General features: G+C 66.9%; 15 protein-coding genes. 3 read left to right on the top strand and 12 right to left on the bottom strand.

Annotated features, from left to right (window positions below):
• Positions 1–151: 151 nt before the first annotated feature.
• From ugpQ to ACM9HJ_RS08360, 9 genes are all read right to left on the bottom strand, one after another.
• The gene (gene ugpQ, locus ACM9HJ_RS08320) at positions 152–898 is read right to left on the bottom strand and encodes a glycerophosphodiester phosphodiesterase (protein WP_416571242.1); all 747 of its coding nucleotides are present in this window, start codon (positions 896–898) and stop codon (positions 152–154) included.
• Positions 899–940: 42 nt separating this feature from the next.
• Positions 941–2002, bottom strand: a complete 1062-nt coding sequence (locus tag ACM9HJ_RS08325) for a BsuBI/PstI family type II restriction endonuclease (RefSeq protein ID WP_416571243.1) — start codon at positions 2000–2002, stop codon at positions 941–943.
• Complete coding sequence (locus ACM9HJ_RS08330; RefSeq protein WP_416571244.1) at positions 2002–3858, bottom strand: HsdM family class I SAM-dependent methyltransferase; 1857 nt, start codon at positions 3856–3858, stop codon at positions 2002–2004. Before ACM9HJ_RS08330 ends, ACM9HJ_RS08325 begins: the two co-directional genes overlap by 1 nt.
• A complete protein-coding gene (locus ACM9HJ_RS08335; protein WP_416571245.1) occupies positions 3858–4751 on the bottom strand; it encodes a substrate-binding periplasmic protein in 894 nt (297 codons plus the stop codon). Before ACM9HJ_RS08335 ends, ACM9HJ_RS08330 begins: the two co-directional genes overlap by 1 nt.
• A gap of 107 nt (positions 4752–4858) precedes the next feature.
• Positions 4859–6283: a chromosomal replication initiator protein DnaA gene (gene dnaA, locus ACM9HJ_RS08340; RefSeq protein WP_416571246.1), complete on the bottom strand. Its 1425-nt coding sequence runs from the start codon at positions 6281–6283 to the stop codon at positions 4859–4861.
• 683 nt (positions 6284–6966) lie between these two features.
• The gene (rpsT, locus tag ACM9HJ_RS08345) at positions 6967–7230 is read right to left on the bottom strand and encodes a 30S ribosomal protein S20 (RefSeq protein ID WP_416571247.1); all 264 of its coding nucleotides are present in this window, start codon (positions 7228–7230) and stop codon (positions 6967–6969) included.
• Between the two features lie 250 nt (positions 7231–7480).
• Positions 7481–7864: a hypothetical protein gene (locus ACM9HJ_RS08350; RefSeq protein ID WP_416571248.1), complete on the bottom strand. Its 384-nt coding sequence runs from the start codon at positions 7862–7864 to the stop codon at positions 7481–7483.
• A gap of 66 nt (positions 7865–7930) precedes the next feature.
• Positions 7931–8773 carry a bifunctional DNA-formamidopyrimidine glycosylase/DNA-(apurinic or apyrimidinic site) lyase gene (gene mutM, locus ACM9HJ_RS08355; RefSeq protein ID WP_416571249.1) on the bottom strand — a complete coding sequence of 281 codons (843 nt, stop codon included), beginning with the start codon at positions 8771–8773 and terminating at the stop codon, positions 7931–7933.
• Between the two features lie 215 nt (positions 8774–8988).
• Positions 8989–9747, bottom strand: coding sequence for an SDR family oxidoreductase (locus tag ACM9HJ_RS08360; protein ID WP_416571250.1), 759 nt, complete (start codon positions 9745–9747; stop codon positions 8989–8991).
• Positions 9748–9880: 133 nt separating this feature from the next.
• On the opposite strand from ACM9HJ_RS08360, the gene ACM9HJ_RS08365 reads away from it, so the two are divergent.
• Both ACM9HJ_RS08365 and ACM9HJ_RS08370 read left to right on the top strand, forming a co-directional pair.
• A complete protein-coding gene (locus ACM9HJ_RS08365) occupies positions 9881–10816 on the top strand; it encodes a LysR family transcriptional regulator (protein WP_416571251.1) in 936 nt (311 codons plus the stop codon).
• A gap of 37 nt (positions 10817–10853) precedes the next feature.
• A complete protein-coding gene (locus tag ACM9HJ_RS08370; RefSeq protein ID WP_416571252.1) occupies positions 10854–11099 on the top strand; it encodes a type II toxin-antitoxin system RelB/DinJ family antitoxin in 246 nt (81 codons plus the stop codon).
• A 4-nt stretch (positions 11100–11103) separates the two neighbouring features.
• Here ACM9HJ_RS08370 and aroA read toward each other — a convergent pair whose 3' ends face one another.
• The 3 genes from aroA to ACM9HJ_RS08385 form a co-directional block, all read right to left on the bottom strand.
• The gene (gene aroA, locus ACM9HJ_RS08375; protein ID WP_416571253.1) at positions 11104–12381 is read right to left on the bottom strand and encodes a 3-phosphoshikimate 1-carboxyvinyltransferase; all 1278 of its coding nucleotides are present in this window, start codon (positions 12379–12381) and stop codon (positions 11104–11106) included.
• Between the two features lie 89 nt (positions 12382–12470).
• Entirely contained in the window at positions 12471–13709 is a 1239-nt protein-coding gene (locus ACM9HJ_RS08380) for an amidohydrolase family protein (RefSeq protein WP_416571254.1), read from the bottom strand.
• A 60-nt stretch (positions 13710–13769) separates the two neighbouring features.
• Positions 13770–14288 carry a hypothetical protein gene (locus ACM9HJ_RS08385; protein ID WP_416571255.1) on the bottom strand — a complete coding sequence of 173 codons (519 nt, stop codon included), beginning with the start codon at positions 14286–14288 and terminating at the stop codon, positions 13770–13772.
• 66 nt (positions 14289–14354) lie between these two features.
• On the opposite strand from ACM9HJ_RS08385, the gene ACM9HJ_RS08390 reads away from it, so the two are divergent.
• Positions 14355–14723, top strand: a complete 369-nt coding sequence (locus tag ACM9HJ_RS08390; RefSeq protein WP_416571256.1) for a TonB-dependent receptor plug domain-containing protein — start codon at positions 14355–14357, stop codon at positions 14721–14723.
• Positions 14724–14726: the final 3 nt, after the last annotated feature.

Consider the following 14726-nt stretch of genomic DNA (forward strand, 5'->3'; position numbering starts at 1 on the left):
GTGTTCCCTCAGGCGCCGGGCGCCCGCATCCGCGGGCTTGACTCACGCGCCCATGAGAGTGCTAAGCCGGCAGTCGCCGGCCTGATGGTACAAGCCGGTTACCCGATGAAAGAAGAAGCCGCAGCGCTCGGGCGCTGCGGCTTCTTCTGTTTCAGCTTTTGCCGGTCAGCCCCTGATAGAGCCCCTTGGGCGTGTCGGTGAAGACCCCGGCCACGCCCCATTGGAACAGCTGGCGGGCCTGTTCCGCCTCGTTCACCGTATAGGCCAGGACGGGCCGGCCGGTGGCGCGGAACGCCTTGATGCTGTCGGCACTTTGCCGCTTCGCGTTGATATTGATGGTGGTGGCCTCCAGCCGGTCGGCGATGGCGGCCCAGTCCGTCGGCTCCTCATCCATCAGATATCCCCGCGGCCAATGCGGGGCGACGATCTTCGCCATCTCCAGTGCTTCCACCGAAAAGCTGGAAACCAGCGGCGGCGGCCGGTCGGCGGGCCACAGGGTCAGGGCCAGCGACAGGGCGATGCCCGCCGTCTGTTCATCGCGTCCCGGACAGGGCTTGATCTCCAGATTCAGGTTGATGTCCAGCAACTGGGCGGCCTGGATGGCCTCCGCCAATGTGGGCACACGTTCACCCCGGAATTCCGCGCCGAACCAGGATCCGGCATCCAGGCGACGCATATCCTCGAAATCCATCGCGGCGGCGGGACCATGGCCATTGGTCGTGCGGTCCAGATCATCGTCATGCATCAGGATGGGCACGCCGTTGCGCGTCAGCTTCACATCCAATTCCACCCATAAGGCTCCCTGCAGGGCGCCCTCCCGCATGCCGGCCAGCGTGTTCTCCGGCGCGTGGCGGGCGGCACCGCGATGGCCGATCAGGCGGGGGATGGAAAGCGTCATGGTGCGGGTCCGGTGGTGGTGATCGGGCGGAGGATACCCGCCCTACGCCATCCCTGCCAGCTTGCCGGGCTCCGGCAGCAGCCGGACCAGCCGGTCGGGTTCCGAGGCGAACCAGACATGGCCGCCCCAAGCCAGCGAGGGCAGGGCCTTCTTCACCTCCGCCCGGTCACGGTCCAGGAAGGCGGTGATGCAGGCCACGCGGGATGCATCGAACCCACCCTCCGCCGCGATTTCCAGAAAGGCGCGGGCGCGCTGTTCGGTGACGGGACCGTCGGTCGCCACCACCTCCACGAACACCAGCATCAGGTCGGCGGCACTTTTCCCCCGGTCCAGCAGGATGATGTCGGGCAGGGTGCGGTCGGGCGTGATGCGCAGGCGGAGCTTCCTGATCCAGCCCTCGTCGCGGGCCGCCACCTTGGCGGCACTTTCCGACAGCCACAGCACCACCGGATCGGCCAGGAAGCGCGGCGCGAACTGCTCCACCACGGCCCGGGCGATGCGACTGGACGGGCCGGGGGCCAGCAACCGCGTTTCCCCATTGGGAAAGCGCACCAGCACATCCGCTCCGTCACGGTCGGCGGCGCCACGCAAGCTGACGATGCGGGCCAGGGCCATGGGGTTCAGGGTCTCATCCGCCCATTTCTTCGCGGCACTGGCCAGGGCATGGCCCTGCAGGGCCGGGTCGAACAGGGCGGCGAAGGGGGCGGCCAGGGCATAGCGCGGCTTGGAGGAGGTGGTGGGGACGCCCGGCCGTTCGATGACGGCGCCATTGGGGATCAGGCCCTGGCGGATCACCTCGTCCCGCACCTGTTCGCGGCTGTTATCCTGATACCAGCGCTCCCCCGTCGCGCGCGGGGCCTTGGCATAATCGGCGCGCGACGCGGGGTCGGCGTAGAACAGCATGCGCGTATCGCCCAGCCGCACCACATGCACGGGGTTCAGCCAGATATCGGCCCCTTCCACGGCACCGATATAGAGAAAGGCGGCCACGGTCGCGGCGGCGGCATCGCGCACACACTTGTCCCGATCCGGCGTGCCTTCCGGGAAGATCAGACGCAGGCGGCGGGCCGCCTCCGCCCGGTCCAGCAAGGCGGGCAGGGTCATCAGCCGATCCCGTACAGCCGGTCGGCGGCCTGGTCCAGCCGTTCGCGTGACGCACCCGCTGTTACCAGCGCGGTCAACTCCTTCAGTGCCGCCGGGTTGGGCAAAGGCATGGCCTCCAGCTCATAGGCCGACACGGCGACGGAGCCGGAGATGCAGCGAAAGGCGCGGTCGGCGGCCCGGCTGTTCAGGAACGCGGCCAGCACGGCGGGGGGCACGGGCGGCACCCGCTCGTCCAGGGGCAGCAGCATGTTCAGGTGGTTTTCCACCGTCACCCCGCGCGGATGTCTGGCCAGGAAGCTTTCCGGCATTTCGGCGGCGATCAGGCGGCGGGCCTGTTCCTTGGCCGTCGTCCGCTGCAACAGCACGCACGGCCGGCGGGTCAGCAGCCATTCATCGCCCTTCAAGGCCGGCTGGAACCAGGGCTTGTGGTTGGCCTTCTCACAGCGATAGGCGAAGCGGCCGTCGGGTGTGACAGACTCTGCCCAGACAAGGGGAACGGCCCCCTTGGCCTGCTTGTCCGATATTTGCGGCTTGTAGCGGTTCCAGACCAGTGGCCCGGTGGCCACCCGATAGCCCCAGTCGGCCAGCCGGCAATCCAGGGTACGCAATCGCGTGGCCAACCCGGTCTCGCTGGCATGGCGGGGCAGAATCCAGGGCGCCGTCGGCTCGTCCGGTAGGGTGAAATACCCGGAGCCGACGATGGTCAGTCCGCCGCCGCCATCGCCGGCGCGGATCATGTTGACCAGGGCGCGTTCCGGCCGCTTCCTGCGTCCGCCGGTGCGGCGGTACGTGGCCAGCACCGTCTCCTGCAGCACATTGTCGAACACGCCCTTGCGTTCATCGACGAAGTCCAGGGTCACGGGCGGGGCCATGTCCGACAAGGTGCGGCGCAGATGCTTGAAATAATCCCCCGCCAGGAAGGAGGACGGGGTGAGGAAGGCGATCAGCCCGCCGGGCACGGTCCAGCGCACGGCCAGATCCATGAACATGCCATAGAGATTGGCATGGCCATACAGGCTGCGCGCGAAACGGGCGCGCACCTCCGGTGCCAGGGTCAGGCGGCCATAGGGCGGGTTGCCGATCACCAGATCATATTCCGATGCTGCGGGGGCGGTCAGCGCATCGCCGGCCCGGCAGGGGGCCAGACGCTGCCCACCAGCCCGGACCAGGGGCAGCAACGCCGCCTCTACCATCACCCCCGATATCCAGGCGGCCATCGGGTCCAGTTCCAGCCCGCGCAGGCGGGTGGCGATGGACCGCAGGGCCAGCGCCGGCTCCACGCCCTTCAACGCCTTGGCCATGCGCAGGGCCGCCGGCACCAGGAACGCGCCGCAGCCGGCGGCGGGATCCAGCACGCGCGCCGTACCCCAATCAACCTTGCCTTCTTCGGCCAGATCGACCAATCGGGCGGCCAGGGCAGGGGGTGTGTAATAGACGCCGTGCCTGGCCCGTTCCTCCCCCGGCATCAGGCCGGCATGCAGGGCGCCGATACGGTCGGCCACCTGCGTCACGGGCAGGGACGCCAGTTCCTCGCCATAGTCACGGGCGGACGCGGCAACGCCGGCATCCAGGCTCGCCTGTCCGCGCAGGACGGGCGGGGGCGTCAGGTCCAGGCCTGTGTCCAGCGCCTGCCACCAGGCGCGCACCACCTGCTGCACCAGCACCGCTTGCTGCCGCCTATTCTGCGCCGAAAAGGCGGTGACGGCAGCCAGCAGCGAAGCGCCCGGATCGGGGGCGCCGGCAGGGGGCCGCTTGGCGGCTGGCGGGGTCGGGCGGGCGGACAAGGTGGGTGCGGCGGGTGGTCGGGTTCCGGATGTTCGATAATCGTTCAGGGTCCGGACGGACGCAAGCACCATCAGGACGGACCCTGGCCCGTGCGACCGACGCTCAGCCACAGGGTGGGGTCCGACAGGGGCGTGGCGGGTGGCAGGTTGGGGTTGGGCAGGCGTATGATGGTGGCGTCGTTGAACCGTTCCAGCGGGAAGGCACCGCGCGTGGACGGATGGGTGGACAGCATGCGCCGCAACTCCCCGCTGGCCAGCATGGCGCGCAGCCCCTCCTCCAGCCGGCGGGCCAGAGTGTCCAGGTTTGGGGCTACGTAGAAATAGACCGGCATCGGATATGCCACGACCAGCTTGTCGAACACCATCAGGTCGGGGCCGCCATAGGTTTCGAATTCGCCCGCCACCTCCGCCAGGCCGCGGGCGAAATAATCGCAGCGACCGGCGCGCAGCATGGCGTAAAGCTGGTCGAAATAGACATTGGTCACCTGTGGCAGGCCGCTGGCCGCCAGCACATCGGCATCGGGCCATTGCGCCCCCTGGCAGGCGGTGAAGCGTTTCAGGTCCTGCACGCTGCGCACCTGCGCGAAGGCCGCAGCGTCGGTGGCACGGATGATGGGCACGCGCTGGCCGATCAATCCCATATCGATGGGGATGCGGATGGGATGGCCCTGCTTTTCCCGTTCGATATTGGTACCGGTCCAGGTGACGTCGATGCGGCCGGCCTTCAGTTCGGCCAACAGGCGGCCCTGGCTGAACCGGTCATTCACCGTCTCCACCCTCACCGCACCATAGCGCGGCGCGGTCTCCACCATCAGGCGGCGGAACAGATCGTGGAAATAGTCGGGCCGCTCGACATCATCTCCCGGTCCGCGCCAGTCGGAGACGCGCACCACTTCGGGCTCCGCACCCGAAACGGTCAGGGCCGGCACCAGTGCCAGCCAGGCGATCGCCATCCAACGGGACATTCGTCCCAGCATCATGCGCGCTCCCGGCATTTCCCTACGGCGATTCCATGAGGGAAACATTCCGGATCAACGATGGCAAGGGGGCACAGGGTGACGGAAAGGTGACATCACCCTTCCAGCATGCGGCGCAGCAGCTCGACATCCTCGGCGAAAGCCGGGTCGGTGCCGCACAGCTCGTCCACCTTGCGGACGGCATGCATGACGGTGGTGTGGTCGCGGTCGCCGAACTTGCGGCCGATCTCGGGCAGCGAGCGCTGGGTCAGCTGCTTGGCCAGATACATGGCCACCTGCCGGGGCCGGGCCACGGCGCGGGCGCGCCGGGCGCTGCTCATATCCGCCAGGCGAATATTGAAATGTTCGGCGACCTTCTTCTGGATCTCCTCGATCGTCACGCGACGGTTGCTGGCGCGCAGCAGATCGTGCAGCACGTCCTGGGCGGATTCCAGTGTGATGGCGCGGCCCACCAGTTCGGCATGGGCGACGATGCGGTTCAGCGCACCTTCCAGCTCGCGGACATTGCTGGTGATCTTGTGGGCCAGGAATTCCAGCACCTTGGGCGGCACCTTGGCGCCGATCCGGTCGGCCTTCTGGCCCAGGATGCCCAGGCGCAGCTCATAGGTGGTGGGATGGATATCGGCCACCAGGCCCCAGCCCAGGCGGGAGCGCAGCCGCTCCTCCATGCCTTCCAGGTCCGACGGGCTCTTGTCGGCGCTGATGATCACCTGGCGGTTCTGGTCCACCAGGGCGTTGAAAGTATGGAAGAATTCTTCCTGCGTGCTGTCCTTGCCGGAGATGAACTGCACATCGTCGATCATCAGCACATCGACCGACCGGAACTGCTCCTTGAAGGCCATCGTGTCCTTGAAGCGCAGGGCCCGGATGAACTGGTACATGAACTTCTCAGCCGAGAGATAGATCACCCGGCGCGACGGGTCCTTCTTGCGGATGGCCCAGGCGATGGAATGCATCAGGTGGGTCTTGCCCAGGCCCACGCCGCCATAAAGGAACAGCGGGTTGAAGGGCACGGCCTGCGCATCGGCCACGCGCCGGGCGGCGGCGAAGGCCAGCTCGTTCGGCTTGCCCACCACGAAATTCTCGAACGTGAAGCGCGGGTCCAGCGGCGCCGACATCTCGTCGGTGCGGTCTTCCACCACCGTCAGGGTCGGTGTCGGCTCGATCACCAGTTCGGTGACGGGTTCCGGAACGCGGGTCGCGGCTACGGCGGTCGCGGCCACGGGCGCATCATTGGCGGCGGCGATCAGCTCGGGCTTGGCGGCGCTGGCCACCACGATCTCCACCGACTGCACGCCGGGATTCTCACCGGAAAACAGGGCGCGGATACGGTCGGCATAATGGGTGCGGATCCAGTCGCGCATGAAGCGCGTGGGCACCAGGATGCGCAGCTGCCCGCCATCCAGCGTGCCGACGGTCAGCGGCTTCAGCCAGGAACGATAGGCGGTCTCCCCCACCTCGTCCTTCAAGCGGCCCCGCACGCGCGCCCACTGTTGATCCAGCGAACCCTGCACCGACATTCGACCGTTGCTCCCCGCCCCAAGGCCCAACTTCACAGCAGCACGTCCCGCAATCACGGTGGCGCGCTTTCCGCAACATGGTTCAACCGTAACCGGTGGCAATGCCACCCCATCCGCAGACCCGTCCGGTCCACGGTTATCAAAAACCATCCCACCGGTATCAACCGATCAGACAGCCCCCTCCCCATGTCGTGGGCCAATGTCGCCATTGGCACCGTCCCCACCCGGTACCCGACCCGCCCATTCCTCTTTCGGTTCACCCCTATAGTGGGTAATGGGAATGGTTGCGGAAACACAAAACCGTAACAACGGACGTTCCCTTGCGGGATACCCCCTTCGTACAGGTCTCATTTTAAGAAATGGCAGCCAACCGGCGGGGGCCGGAACTGGGATGCTTCTTGGCATCCATTATCCGCACGCTAACTTGGATTGCAATCCAAGCGCGACTACACCCGTCTGCATCACTTCCATTTGTCACGCCGAACGGCGGACGAGGGATGCTAGAGGGGCCGCGGAAGAGTCGCAACGGGACCGAAAAGGGAACGCCGAAAAAAGCAAAAATCGTTCGCAAGCTGATTTCAAAATCGGCGGACGACAGGCTTTGGCGGACCCGATCCCGTGGCGACAAAGAAAACCGCGCGGGCGATATCGCACCGCGCGGGTTCCTTACGGCAAGCCAGTGATCAGGCCAGGGCCTTGATGCGGCTCGACAGGCGCGACAGCTTGCGCGAGACGGTGTTGGCGTGCAGCACGCCCTTGCTCACGCCGCGCATCAGCTCCGGCTGGGCTTCCTTGAAAGCCTCGCCAGCGGCGGTCTTGTTGCCGGAAGAGATGGCGGTCTCGACCTTCTTCAGGAAGGTGCGGATGCGGCTGACGCGGGCGCGGTTGACCTCAGTCCGGGTGGCGGTCTGACGGATGCGCTTCTCAGCGGACTTATGATTGGCCATAGGAAACCTTTACGCGGGACATGGATGTGCCGTAGGAAGCGGCGCTTATACAGGGGCCCCACCGCCCCGTCAAGCGGGTGCGGGCAAGGCGCCCATACGAAACTTGCTTGTCTGGCCATCTCCCCATGGGGTTTGCCAGAGTCCTGTCCGAGTCGTTGGGCCGTGGAGTCCAAGATCGCGAACAGTAATGATGTGTATATGGGGTGTCGCTTGATTTGGATACCCCATCCCTTGTTTGCCCTGGGTTGCGTCAATTGCCCTTGGGTGACAATTGGAACCGCACGGTCAGGCGGCGGCTGGTGGCATCCATGGCGATGGCGATATCCAGCACCTCGCCGGCACGGGTCCAGCGCCCGTCACCGCCACGCGCCCAGCCAAGCTGCGGCAGGGTTTCGGCATAGAAGCGGGTGACGGTGTCGGCATCGTTGGCGCCGGTGGCCACGGCCTGCACGATGCGGCCGGTGGGATTGTCGAAGACCAGCGCGTCATCGGCCACCGCCGCCAGACCGGGTGCCAGCGGCACATCCTCCGTCCCCGGCACGAAGGCGGCAAGTGCCGTGACCGGCATGGAAACGGCCAGCGCGATCAGGGTGGCGGTGAGCGGGGCACGCAGCCCCCGGAGCAGGTGCTTCATTCCTTCTCGATACCCCATTTCACCGCCTGATTCACGCCCCAAACGAGCGTGACCGGAACGGCTGTTTCAGCGCTGACACTGCGGACAGAAGAAGGTGGAGCGGCCCGACTGGGTGATGCGATGGATGCCGCCGGTGGCGGCCGGGTCGCTGCCGCAGCGGGCGCACGTTTCGCCTTCCCGTCCATAGACCTGGAAACTGTGCTGGAAATAGCCAAGCTCCCCATCGGACTGCACGAAGTCGCGCAGGGTGGAGCCGCCGGCGGCGATGGCGTCGTTCAGCACGTCGCGGATGATGGGGACCAGCCGTTCGGTATCGGCCCCGGCCACGCTGTCGCCGCTGCGGGTCGGGTGGATGCCGGCGCGGAACAAAGCCTCGCACACATATATATTGCCCAGGCCGGCCACGACCTTCTGATCCAGCAGCATCGCCTTGATGGGGGCGGCCCGCCCGCGCAGCCGGGCCGACAGGCCCCCGGCATGGAACCCGTTGCCCAACGGTTCCGGCCCCAAGGCCGCCAGCATGGGATGGGCCTCCATCCCCGCCTCATCGAACAGGTCCATGAAGCCGAAGCGGCGGGTGTCATTATAGGTGACGACCCAGCCATCATCGGTATGGAAGACCAGATGGTCATGGGCACCGGGGGCGGGGGCCGGGCCCGGCTTCACCACCATGCTGCCCGACATGCCCAGATGGATCATCCAGACCAGCCCGCCTTCCACCCGGATCAGGATGTATTTCGCCCGCCGGTCCAGCGACAGGATCTGGCGCCCGGTCAGCCGTTTGGCGAAATCCTTGGGCAGGGGGAAGCGCAGATCGGGCCGGTGCTGATCCACCTGTGCCAGCCGCCGCCCCTCCAGCTTCAGGGCAAGGCCGCGTCGGACGGTTTCCACCTCGGGCAATTCGGGCATGGCAAGGCTCTGGAACGGGAAAAGCCCGGCCGTGATAGCACGGCCGGGCTTGTTATACTAAGGCTCGGTGATCGCAAGCGATCACCGACCTCAATCGCCGGCGCTACCATCCGGCAGCTTGGCTACGCCGCATGTGCGGCGCGGCGGCGGTCGCCGCTGGACCAGTTCCCGTTGAGTCAAACTCATCGGGAACTGGTCTTAAGCGAAACACCCGATCAAGCCCGCGCCGCCGACAGGCCGCCATCGACCAGGCTGGCGGTGCCGGTGACGAAGCTGCTGTCATCGGACGCCAGGAACAGCACGGCCTTGGCCAGTTCATCGGGCTGCCCGGCCCGCTTCAGGGCATGCATATTATTGATGAAGCCCTGCTTGTCGGCCGTGTCGTTGGCGGTGTGGTACATCTCCGTCTCCACCGCGCCCGGCAGCACGGCATTCACCCGCACGCCCTTGGGGCCGTACTCGGTGGCCAGCGCCTGGGTCAGGCCGATCAGGCCGGCCTTGCTGGCGGCATAGGCGGCCATGCCGGGGAAGGCCCCGCTATAGCCTACGAAGGTGGAGGTGAAGATCACCGAGCCACCGGCCCCCATGGCCGGGATCTGGTACTTCGCACCCAGGAAGGCGCTGGTCAGGTTGATGGCCAGGGTCTGGTTCCAGGCATCGGCCTCGATCGTGTCGGTCGGGCCCATGGCGCCCAGCGTGCCGGCATTGTTGAAGGCGATGTCCAGCTTGCCATAATGGCTGACGGCCAGATCGACCAGGGCCTTGTTGAAGGCCTCGGACTGCACGTCACCGGCCAGGGCCACGGCCTCCCCGCCGGCGGCCTGGATTTCGGCGACCAGGCTGTCCAGCTCGGCCTGGCGGCGGGCGGCGACGACCAGCTTCGCGCCCTCGGCGGCGAAAAGACGGGCGGTGGCGCGGCCGATACCGGCGCTGGCGCCGGTGACGATGGCGACTTTGTTCTGCAAGCGGTTCATGTTCGGGTCCTCCGGGTTGGTCAGGCGCCCTCATCGGCGCCGTTGATGGTTGAACCCTAACTCACATGATTGCTTTCATCGATGGCGCGAAAATGGTTTGATCATTCAGTTTTTATGAATAAAAGACCTACCCATGGATCGGCTGCGCGCGTTCGAGGTTTTCGTTTCCGTGGTGGGCAAGGGCGGCTTCGCCAAGGCGGCGGACGCGCTGAACACCTCGCCCGCCAACGTCACCCGCTATGTGGCGGAACTGGAGGGATATCTGGGCACGCGGCTGCTCAACCGTACCTCACGCCGCATATCGCTGACGGAGGCGGGACAGGCCCTGTTCGACCGGGGCCGGGCCATCCTGGACGAGGTGGCGGAGCTGGAGGCGCTGGCCGGCGCGGCGGCGGTGCGGCCGCGCGGGCGGTTGCGCATCAATGTGCCGGTCAGTTTCGGCATCAAGCACATGGCCCCGCTCTGGCCACGCTTCATGGAACGCTATCCCGACGTTTTGCTCGACGTGTCGCTGATCGACCGGGTGGTGGACATTGTCGAGGAAGGCTACGACCTGGCCATTCGCATCTCCCGCGCCGGATCGCAGAGCCATGTGGCCCGCCGGCTGGCCGTATCGCGCAATATCGTCTGCGCCTCCCCCTCCTATCTGGCTCGCCATGGGCATCCGCAGGTCCCCGCCGACCTGGGCAGCGCGCAGCATCGTTGCCTTATCTACACCCAGGCGGCGATGGCGGAGGAATGGCGCCTGACCGATAGGGAGGGCCGCGAACATGCCGTGCGGGTGAATGGCGCGATGCTGACCAACAATGGCGATACGGCGCGCGTCGCGGCGCTGGAAGGGGCGGGCATCATTTGGCAACCCACTTTCCTGATCGGCCCGGAGCTGCGCGACGGGCGGCTGGTGCCGCTGCTACCCGGTTTCCGGTTGCCGGATATCGATGTGCTGGCCGTCTATCCCTCCCGCCGGCATCTCAGCGCCAAGGTGCGGGTCATGGTGGACTTCCTGGCCGCTGCCTTCCATGGCATCCCGCCCTGGGAACAGGGCCTGTATCCAAATGATACCGATTGAGATACAATGTATCTCAATTTCCTTAAGTGAGCCTGCCATGCCCAGTACCATGCTTCATGTCCGCATCGATGTGGAGACGAAGGACCAGGCCACGGAGGCACTGGCCGCCATGGGGTTGACCGTTTCGGATGCGGTGCGGGTATTCCTGCGCCGTGTGGCGGTGGAAAGGGCTTTGCCCTTTGATGTGAAAGCGCCGGACATGCGAAGGCCAGCCGGCAGCCCAGGAGAGGCCGCCGATATCACGGGGAATGTGGCCAGTGACTGGAGTCGGTTCCGGGAATAGGGGCTCAGCCGCGATCCACCAGTTCCACACCCAGCGAGCGCAGCGCGTCCCAATAGTCCGGATAGGTCTTGGCGACACAGCCGGGGTCCAGGATGGTGATGCCGCTGATCTTCAGCCCGGCCAGCGCGAACGACATGGCGATACGGTGATCGGCATAGGTGTGGATGTCGGTGGGCAGGGTCTGGCCGGCCAGTGCCGGATCGGAAGCCACGATCAGATCGTCGCCTTCCTCCCAGGCCAGGCCCGGCCGGATCTTGGACAGTTCGGTGGAGAGCGCACGGGTGCGGTCGCATTCCTTGACGCGCAGATTGGCGATGCCCACGAAACGGACGGGATTGTTGTTGAAGGCCGCCAGCACGGCCAGGGTCGGCACGGCATCCTGCATCTGCGATCCGTCGATGACCGAAGGCATGTTGGGGAACTGCGCGATCACCGCCTGGGCGCAGGCGTCAGGCTGGGTGAAGGCTGCCGTCGGCACGCCCAGATCGATGCGACCGCCGGTCAGTACTTCCGCCGCCCACAGGTATGTCGCGGCCGAGGCATCGGGTTCGATCACATAATCGGCGGCGCGGTACCCGGTGGGCAGTACGCGCCAGGTGGCCGCATCCTTTTGTTCCACCTCTGCTCCGAAGGCGCGCATGGCGGCCACGGTCAGGTCAATATAGCCGCGCGCACCGATCTCGCTGCCCGTCAAAGCGATGTCGATCGGCCCGCTGGAACAGGCGGCGGCCATCAGGATTGCGCTGACATACTGGCTGGACAGGCCGGCATCGATCTCCACACGGGCCCCCGCCAGCGCACCTTTGCCGCGTACGGTGACGGGGGGGCAGCCGGTGGGAGCGTCCAGATCCACGCCCAGCGCCGTCAACGCCTTGACCAGCGGGGCGATGGGCCGCTTGCGCATATGCTCATCGCCATCGACGACGACGGTGCCGTCCACCGTGGCGACGGCGGCGGTCAGGAACCGGGTGGCGGTGCCGGCATTGCCCAGGAACAGCGGCCCGGCGGGGGCGGCCAGGCGGCCGCTGCTGGTGACGATGAAGCTGGTGGCGTCGGGTTCATCCACCCTCACGCCCATCTGGCGCAGGGCATTGGCCATGTGCCGCGTGTCGTCGCTTTTCAGCGCACCGGTCAGGCGGCTGGTGCCCGCAGCCAGGGCCGCCAGCAGCAGGGCGCGGTTGGTGATGGATTTGGAACCCGGCGGGATCACGCGGCCCGTCAGGGGATGGGTAGGCGGAATGATCGTCAAAGCCGGGTCACCCGTCGCCGTCACCATCACCATCCCCCTTCACCAAAGCCGGAAAACAGGCGGCGACCCTACCGCGCGGGGTGCGCGGCGGGGAACCGGTTTTGCCACAGGGGGGCGTTGCGTCAGAAGCCGGCAGCGGAGGCGGCAGCAAAATCTTGGGGTGCCGGTGCGCGCGACAATTTCACCGGCACGCCATCCTTCCATAGGGCCAGATGGCGCGACGCATCCGCCGCCGCCTCGATATCCGCCGTCACATCGCCCGGCACCAGCAGCAGGTCGGCCGCCGCTCCCTTGGTGATCCGTCCCCGGTCGGTAAAGTCCAACAGGTCGGCGGCCACCGACGTGCCGGATTTCAGGGCGGCCAAAGGGTCCATGCCCAGGGCCACCATGTGGCGCAGTTCCTGGGCATTCTCCCCATGGCGGTTGCCGGGCGTGCCGGCATCGGTCCCCATGGCGACCACGCCGCCAGCCGCCACGAAGCGGCGGAAACTGTCGAAATGCATGGTGGAGAACCGTTCCGCCTTGGCCCGCACGAAGGCCGGCAGCCGGTCCTTCATCTCCAGCAGCGCCATCATGGCGGCCAGCGTCGGCACCAGCCGCACGCCCTGGTCGATCATGATGGCGATCTGCTCGTCGGTCAGCTCGAACCCGTGTTCCACCGAATCGACTCCGGCCGCGACGGCACGGGCAATGCCGCGCGCCCCCTGGGCATGGGCGGTGATCTTCAGGCCGAAATCATGGGCCATGGTGACGGCGGCGGCCAGTTCCGCCTCCGCCGGATGCGGGGCCAGCGGGTCCACCCCGCCGGTCAGCACGCCGCCGGTGGCGATCAGCTTGATACAGTCCGCCCCATGCTTGACGTTGGTGCGCACGCCGCGCAGCCAGTCGTTCGGCCCGTCGCATTCGATGCCGATCCAGGCGCCATGCCCGCCGGTGATGGTCAGCGCCTTGCCGGCGCAGCGCATGGACGGCCCCTGGTGCCGGCCATTGCGGATGGCATCACGGATGGAAATCTCCAGCCATTCAACCCCACCGAGGTCGCGGATGGAAGTGGTGCCGCCAGCCAGCGTCGCCTGGGCGTTTTCCAATAGGCGCAGCGTCAGGTCACCCATGGGTCGCTGGCGCAGGGTGGTGACGACATCGCCCACCGCCTCCAGCGCCAGATGCACATGCGCATCGACCAGCCCGGGCATCAGGGTCGCACCGCCCGTGTCGTGGCGCGGACCGGCATAGCCCGCGAATTCCGCCACCGGCGCCACCGCCGCCACGCGCCCGTCGCTGACCAGCACGCCCAGGCCGGATTTCGGGGCCGACAGCCCGTCGAACACCAGACCGCCGGACAGGAGCAATTGATCGGACATGGGGGACCTTCGCCGTATCGGGGGGAACGGCGGGCACTGTAGCGCGGGTGACGGGTGAAATCACGCGGGCGGCAGCACCAGGGCCGTCATCCGGTCGGCGGGAGAGGCCGACAGCTGGATCAGGTATCGGCCTGGCTTCAGGTCAAAATCCACGATCTTGCGGATGCCGGTGCAGGCCGGGCCATGGCCGTGGGCGGTGGAGGCGATGGCCGCCCCATCCTTGACCAGATCGATCCAGGCGGCCTTGCCCAATGCCACCCGCCAAGTGCCGGGCCGATCGACGGTCAGGCTGAACAGGCCGGCAAAGCTGGTGCCCGTACCCACTTTGCCCGGTGTGGCGGCCAGCTTCACCCCGCCTTCCGGGCGCAGCGCCAGTTCCACGGCCTTGCCCGGTGCGATGACCGGTGCGGCATCCACCGATGCCCCGGCCGACAGCCCGTCGGGCACGGGGGCGGCCCAGGCGGCCAGTTCCGCCGGCGGGGCGGCGGGCATCGGTCCGCGTCCGGGCTTGTCGGCCCCCAAGGCGGGCATGGCCAGGAACAGGGTCAGGGCGAGGATGGGCGCGGCGATCCGGGGCATTTACATCTTTCCATGAATCGTTATATCCAAACAAATATAACGAAATCGGGTTGGAAAGACAAAGAAATGCACAAGTCCCGCCCTGGTCGCCTGTTGCTGGCGGCCGGCACGCTTCCCTTCATCCTGACGGCGGCACCCGCCTTCGCGGCCGAGGATGTGTTCACCCTGGGCCAGATCATCGTCACCGCACCCCGCGCCGGGGCCCTTGTCGGTGGTGAAACGCTGTCGGCCGCCGCCATCCGCCGCTTCAACCGCGACAGCCTGGACGAGGCGGCGAAGCTGATCCCCGGCGTCACCGCCACCAACAGCGGCGGATCGCGCAATGAGCGCATGATCAATGTCCGCGGCTTCGACCGGTTCCAGGTGCCGCTGTCCATCGACGGCATCCGCGTCTATCTGCCGGCCGAAAACGCCTGGATTATGGCCGCTTCCTGACGC

Origin of the sequence: Niveispirillum sp. KHB5.9 (assembly GCF_048066115.1) — a bacterium.
Classification (GTDB): domain Bacteria; phylum Pseudomonadota; class Alphaproteobacteria; order Azospirillales; family Azospirillaceae; genus Niveispirillum.

Coding starts and splice junctions, on each gene's coding strand:
- ACM9HJ_RS08335 (WP_416571245.1), bottom strand. CDS start 4,751: ATGTCCCGTTGGATGGCGATCGCCTGGCTGGCACTGGTGCCGGCCCTG.
- dnaA (WP_416571246.1), bottom strand. CDS start 6,283: ATGTCGGTGCAGGGTTCGCTGGATCAACAGTGGGCGCGCGTGCGGGGC.
- ACM9HJ_RS08390 (WP_416571256.1), top strand. CDS start 14,355: ATGCACAAGTCCCGCCCTGGTCGCCTGTTGCTGGCGGCCGGCACGCTT.
- ACM9HJ_RS08330 (WP_416571244.1), bottom strand. CDS start 3,858: ATGGTGCTTGCGTCCGTCCGGACCCTGAACGATTATCGAACATCCGGA.
- ACM9HJ_RS08350 (WP_416571248.1), bottom strand. CDS start 7,864: ATGAAGCACCTGCTCCGGGGGCTGCGTGCCCCGCTCACCGCCACCCTG.
- ACM9HJ_RS08380 (WP_416571254.1), bottom strand. CDS start 13,709: ATGTCCGATCAATTGCTCCTGTCCGGCGGTCTGGTGTTCGACGGGCTG.
- ACM9HJ_RS08360 (WP_416571250.1), bottom strand. CDS start 9,747: ATGAACCGCTTGCAGAACAAAGTCGCCATCGTCACCGGCGCCAGCGCC.
- mutM (WP_416571249.1), bottom strand. CDS start 8,773: ATGCCCGAATTGCCCGAGGTGGAAACCGTCCGACGCGGCCTTGCCCTG.
- ACM9HJ_RS08370 (WP_416571252.1), top strand. CDS start 10,854: ATGCCCAGTACCATGCTTCATGTCCGCATCGATGTGGAGACGAAGGAC.
- aroA (WP_416571253.1), bottom strand. CDS start 12,381: ATGGTGATGGTGACGGCGACGGGTGACCCGGCTTTGACGATCATTCCG.
- rpsT (WP_416571247.1), bottom strand. CDS start 7,230: ATGGCCAATCATAAGTCCGCTGAGAAGCGCATCCGTCAGACCGCCACC.
- ACM9HJ_RS08385 (WP_416571255.1), bottom strand. CDS start 14,288: ATGCCCCGGATCGCCGCGCCCATCCTCGCCCTGACCCTGTTCCTGGCC.
- ACM9HJ_RS08365 (WP_416571251.1), top strand. CDS start 9,881: ATGGATCGGCTGCGCGCGTTCGAGGTTTTCGTTTCCGTGGTGGGCAAG.
- ugpQ (WP_416571242.1), bottom strand. CDS start 898: ATGACGCTTTCCATCCCCCGCCTGATCGGCCATCGCGGTGCCGCCCGC.
- ACM9HJ_RS08325 (WP_416571243.1), bottom strand. CDS start 2,002: ATGACCCTGCCCGCCTTGCTGGACCGGGCGGAGGCGGCCCGCCGCCTG.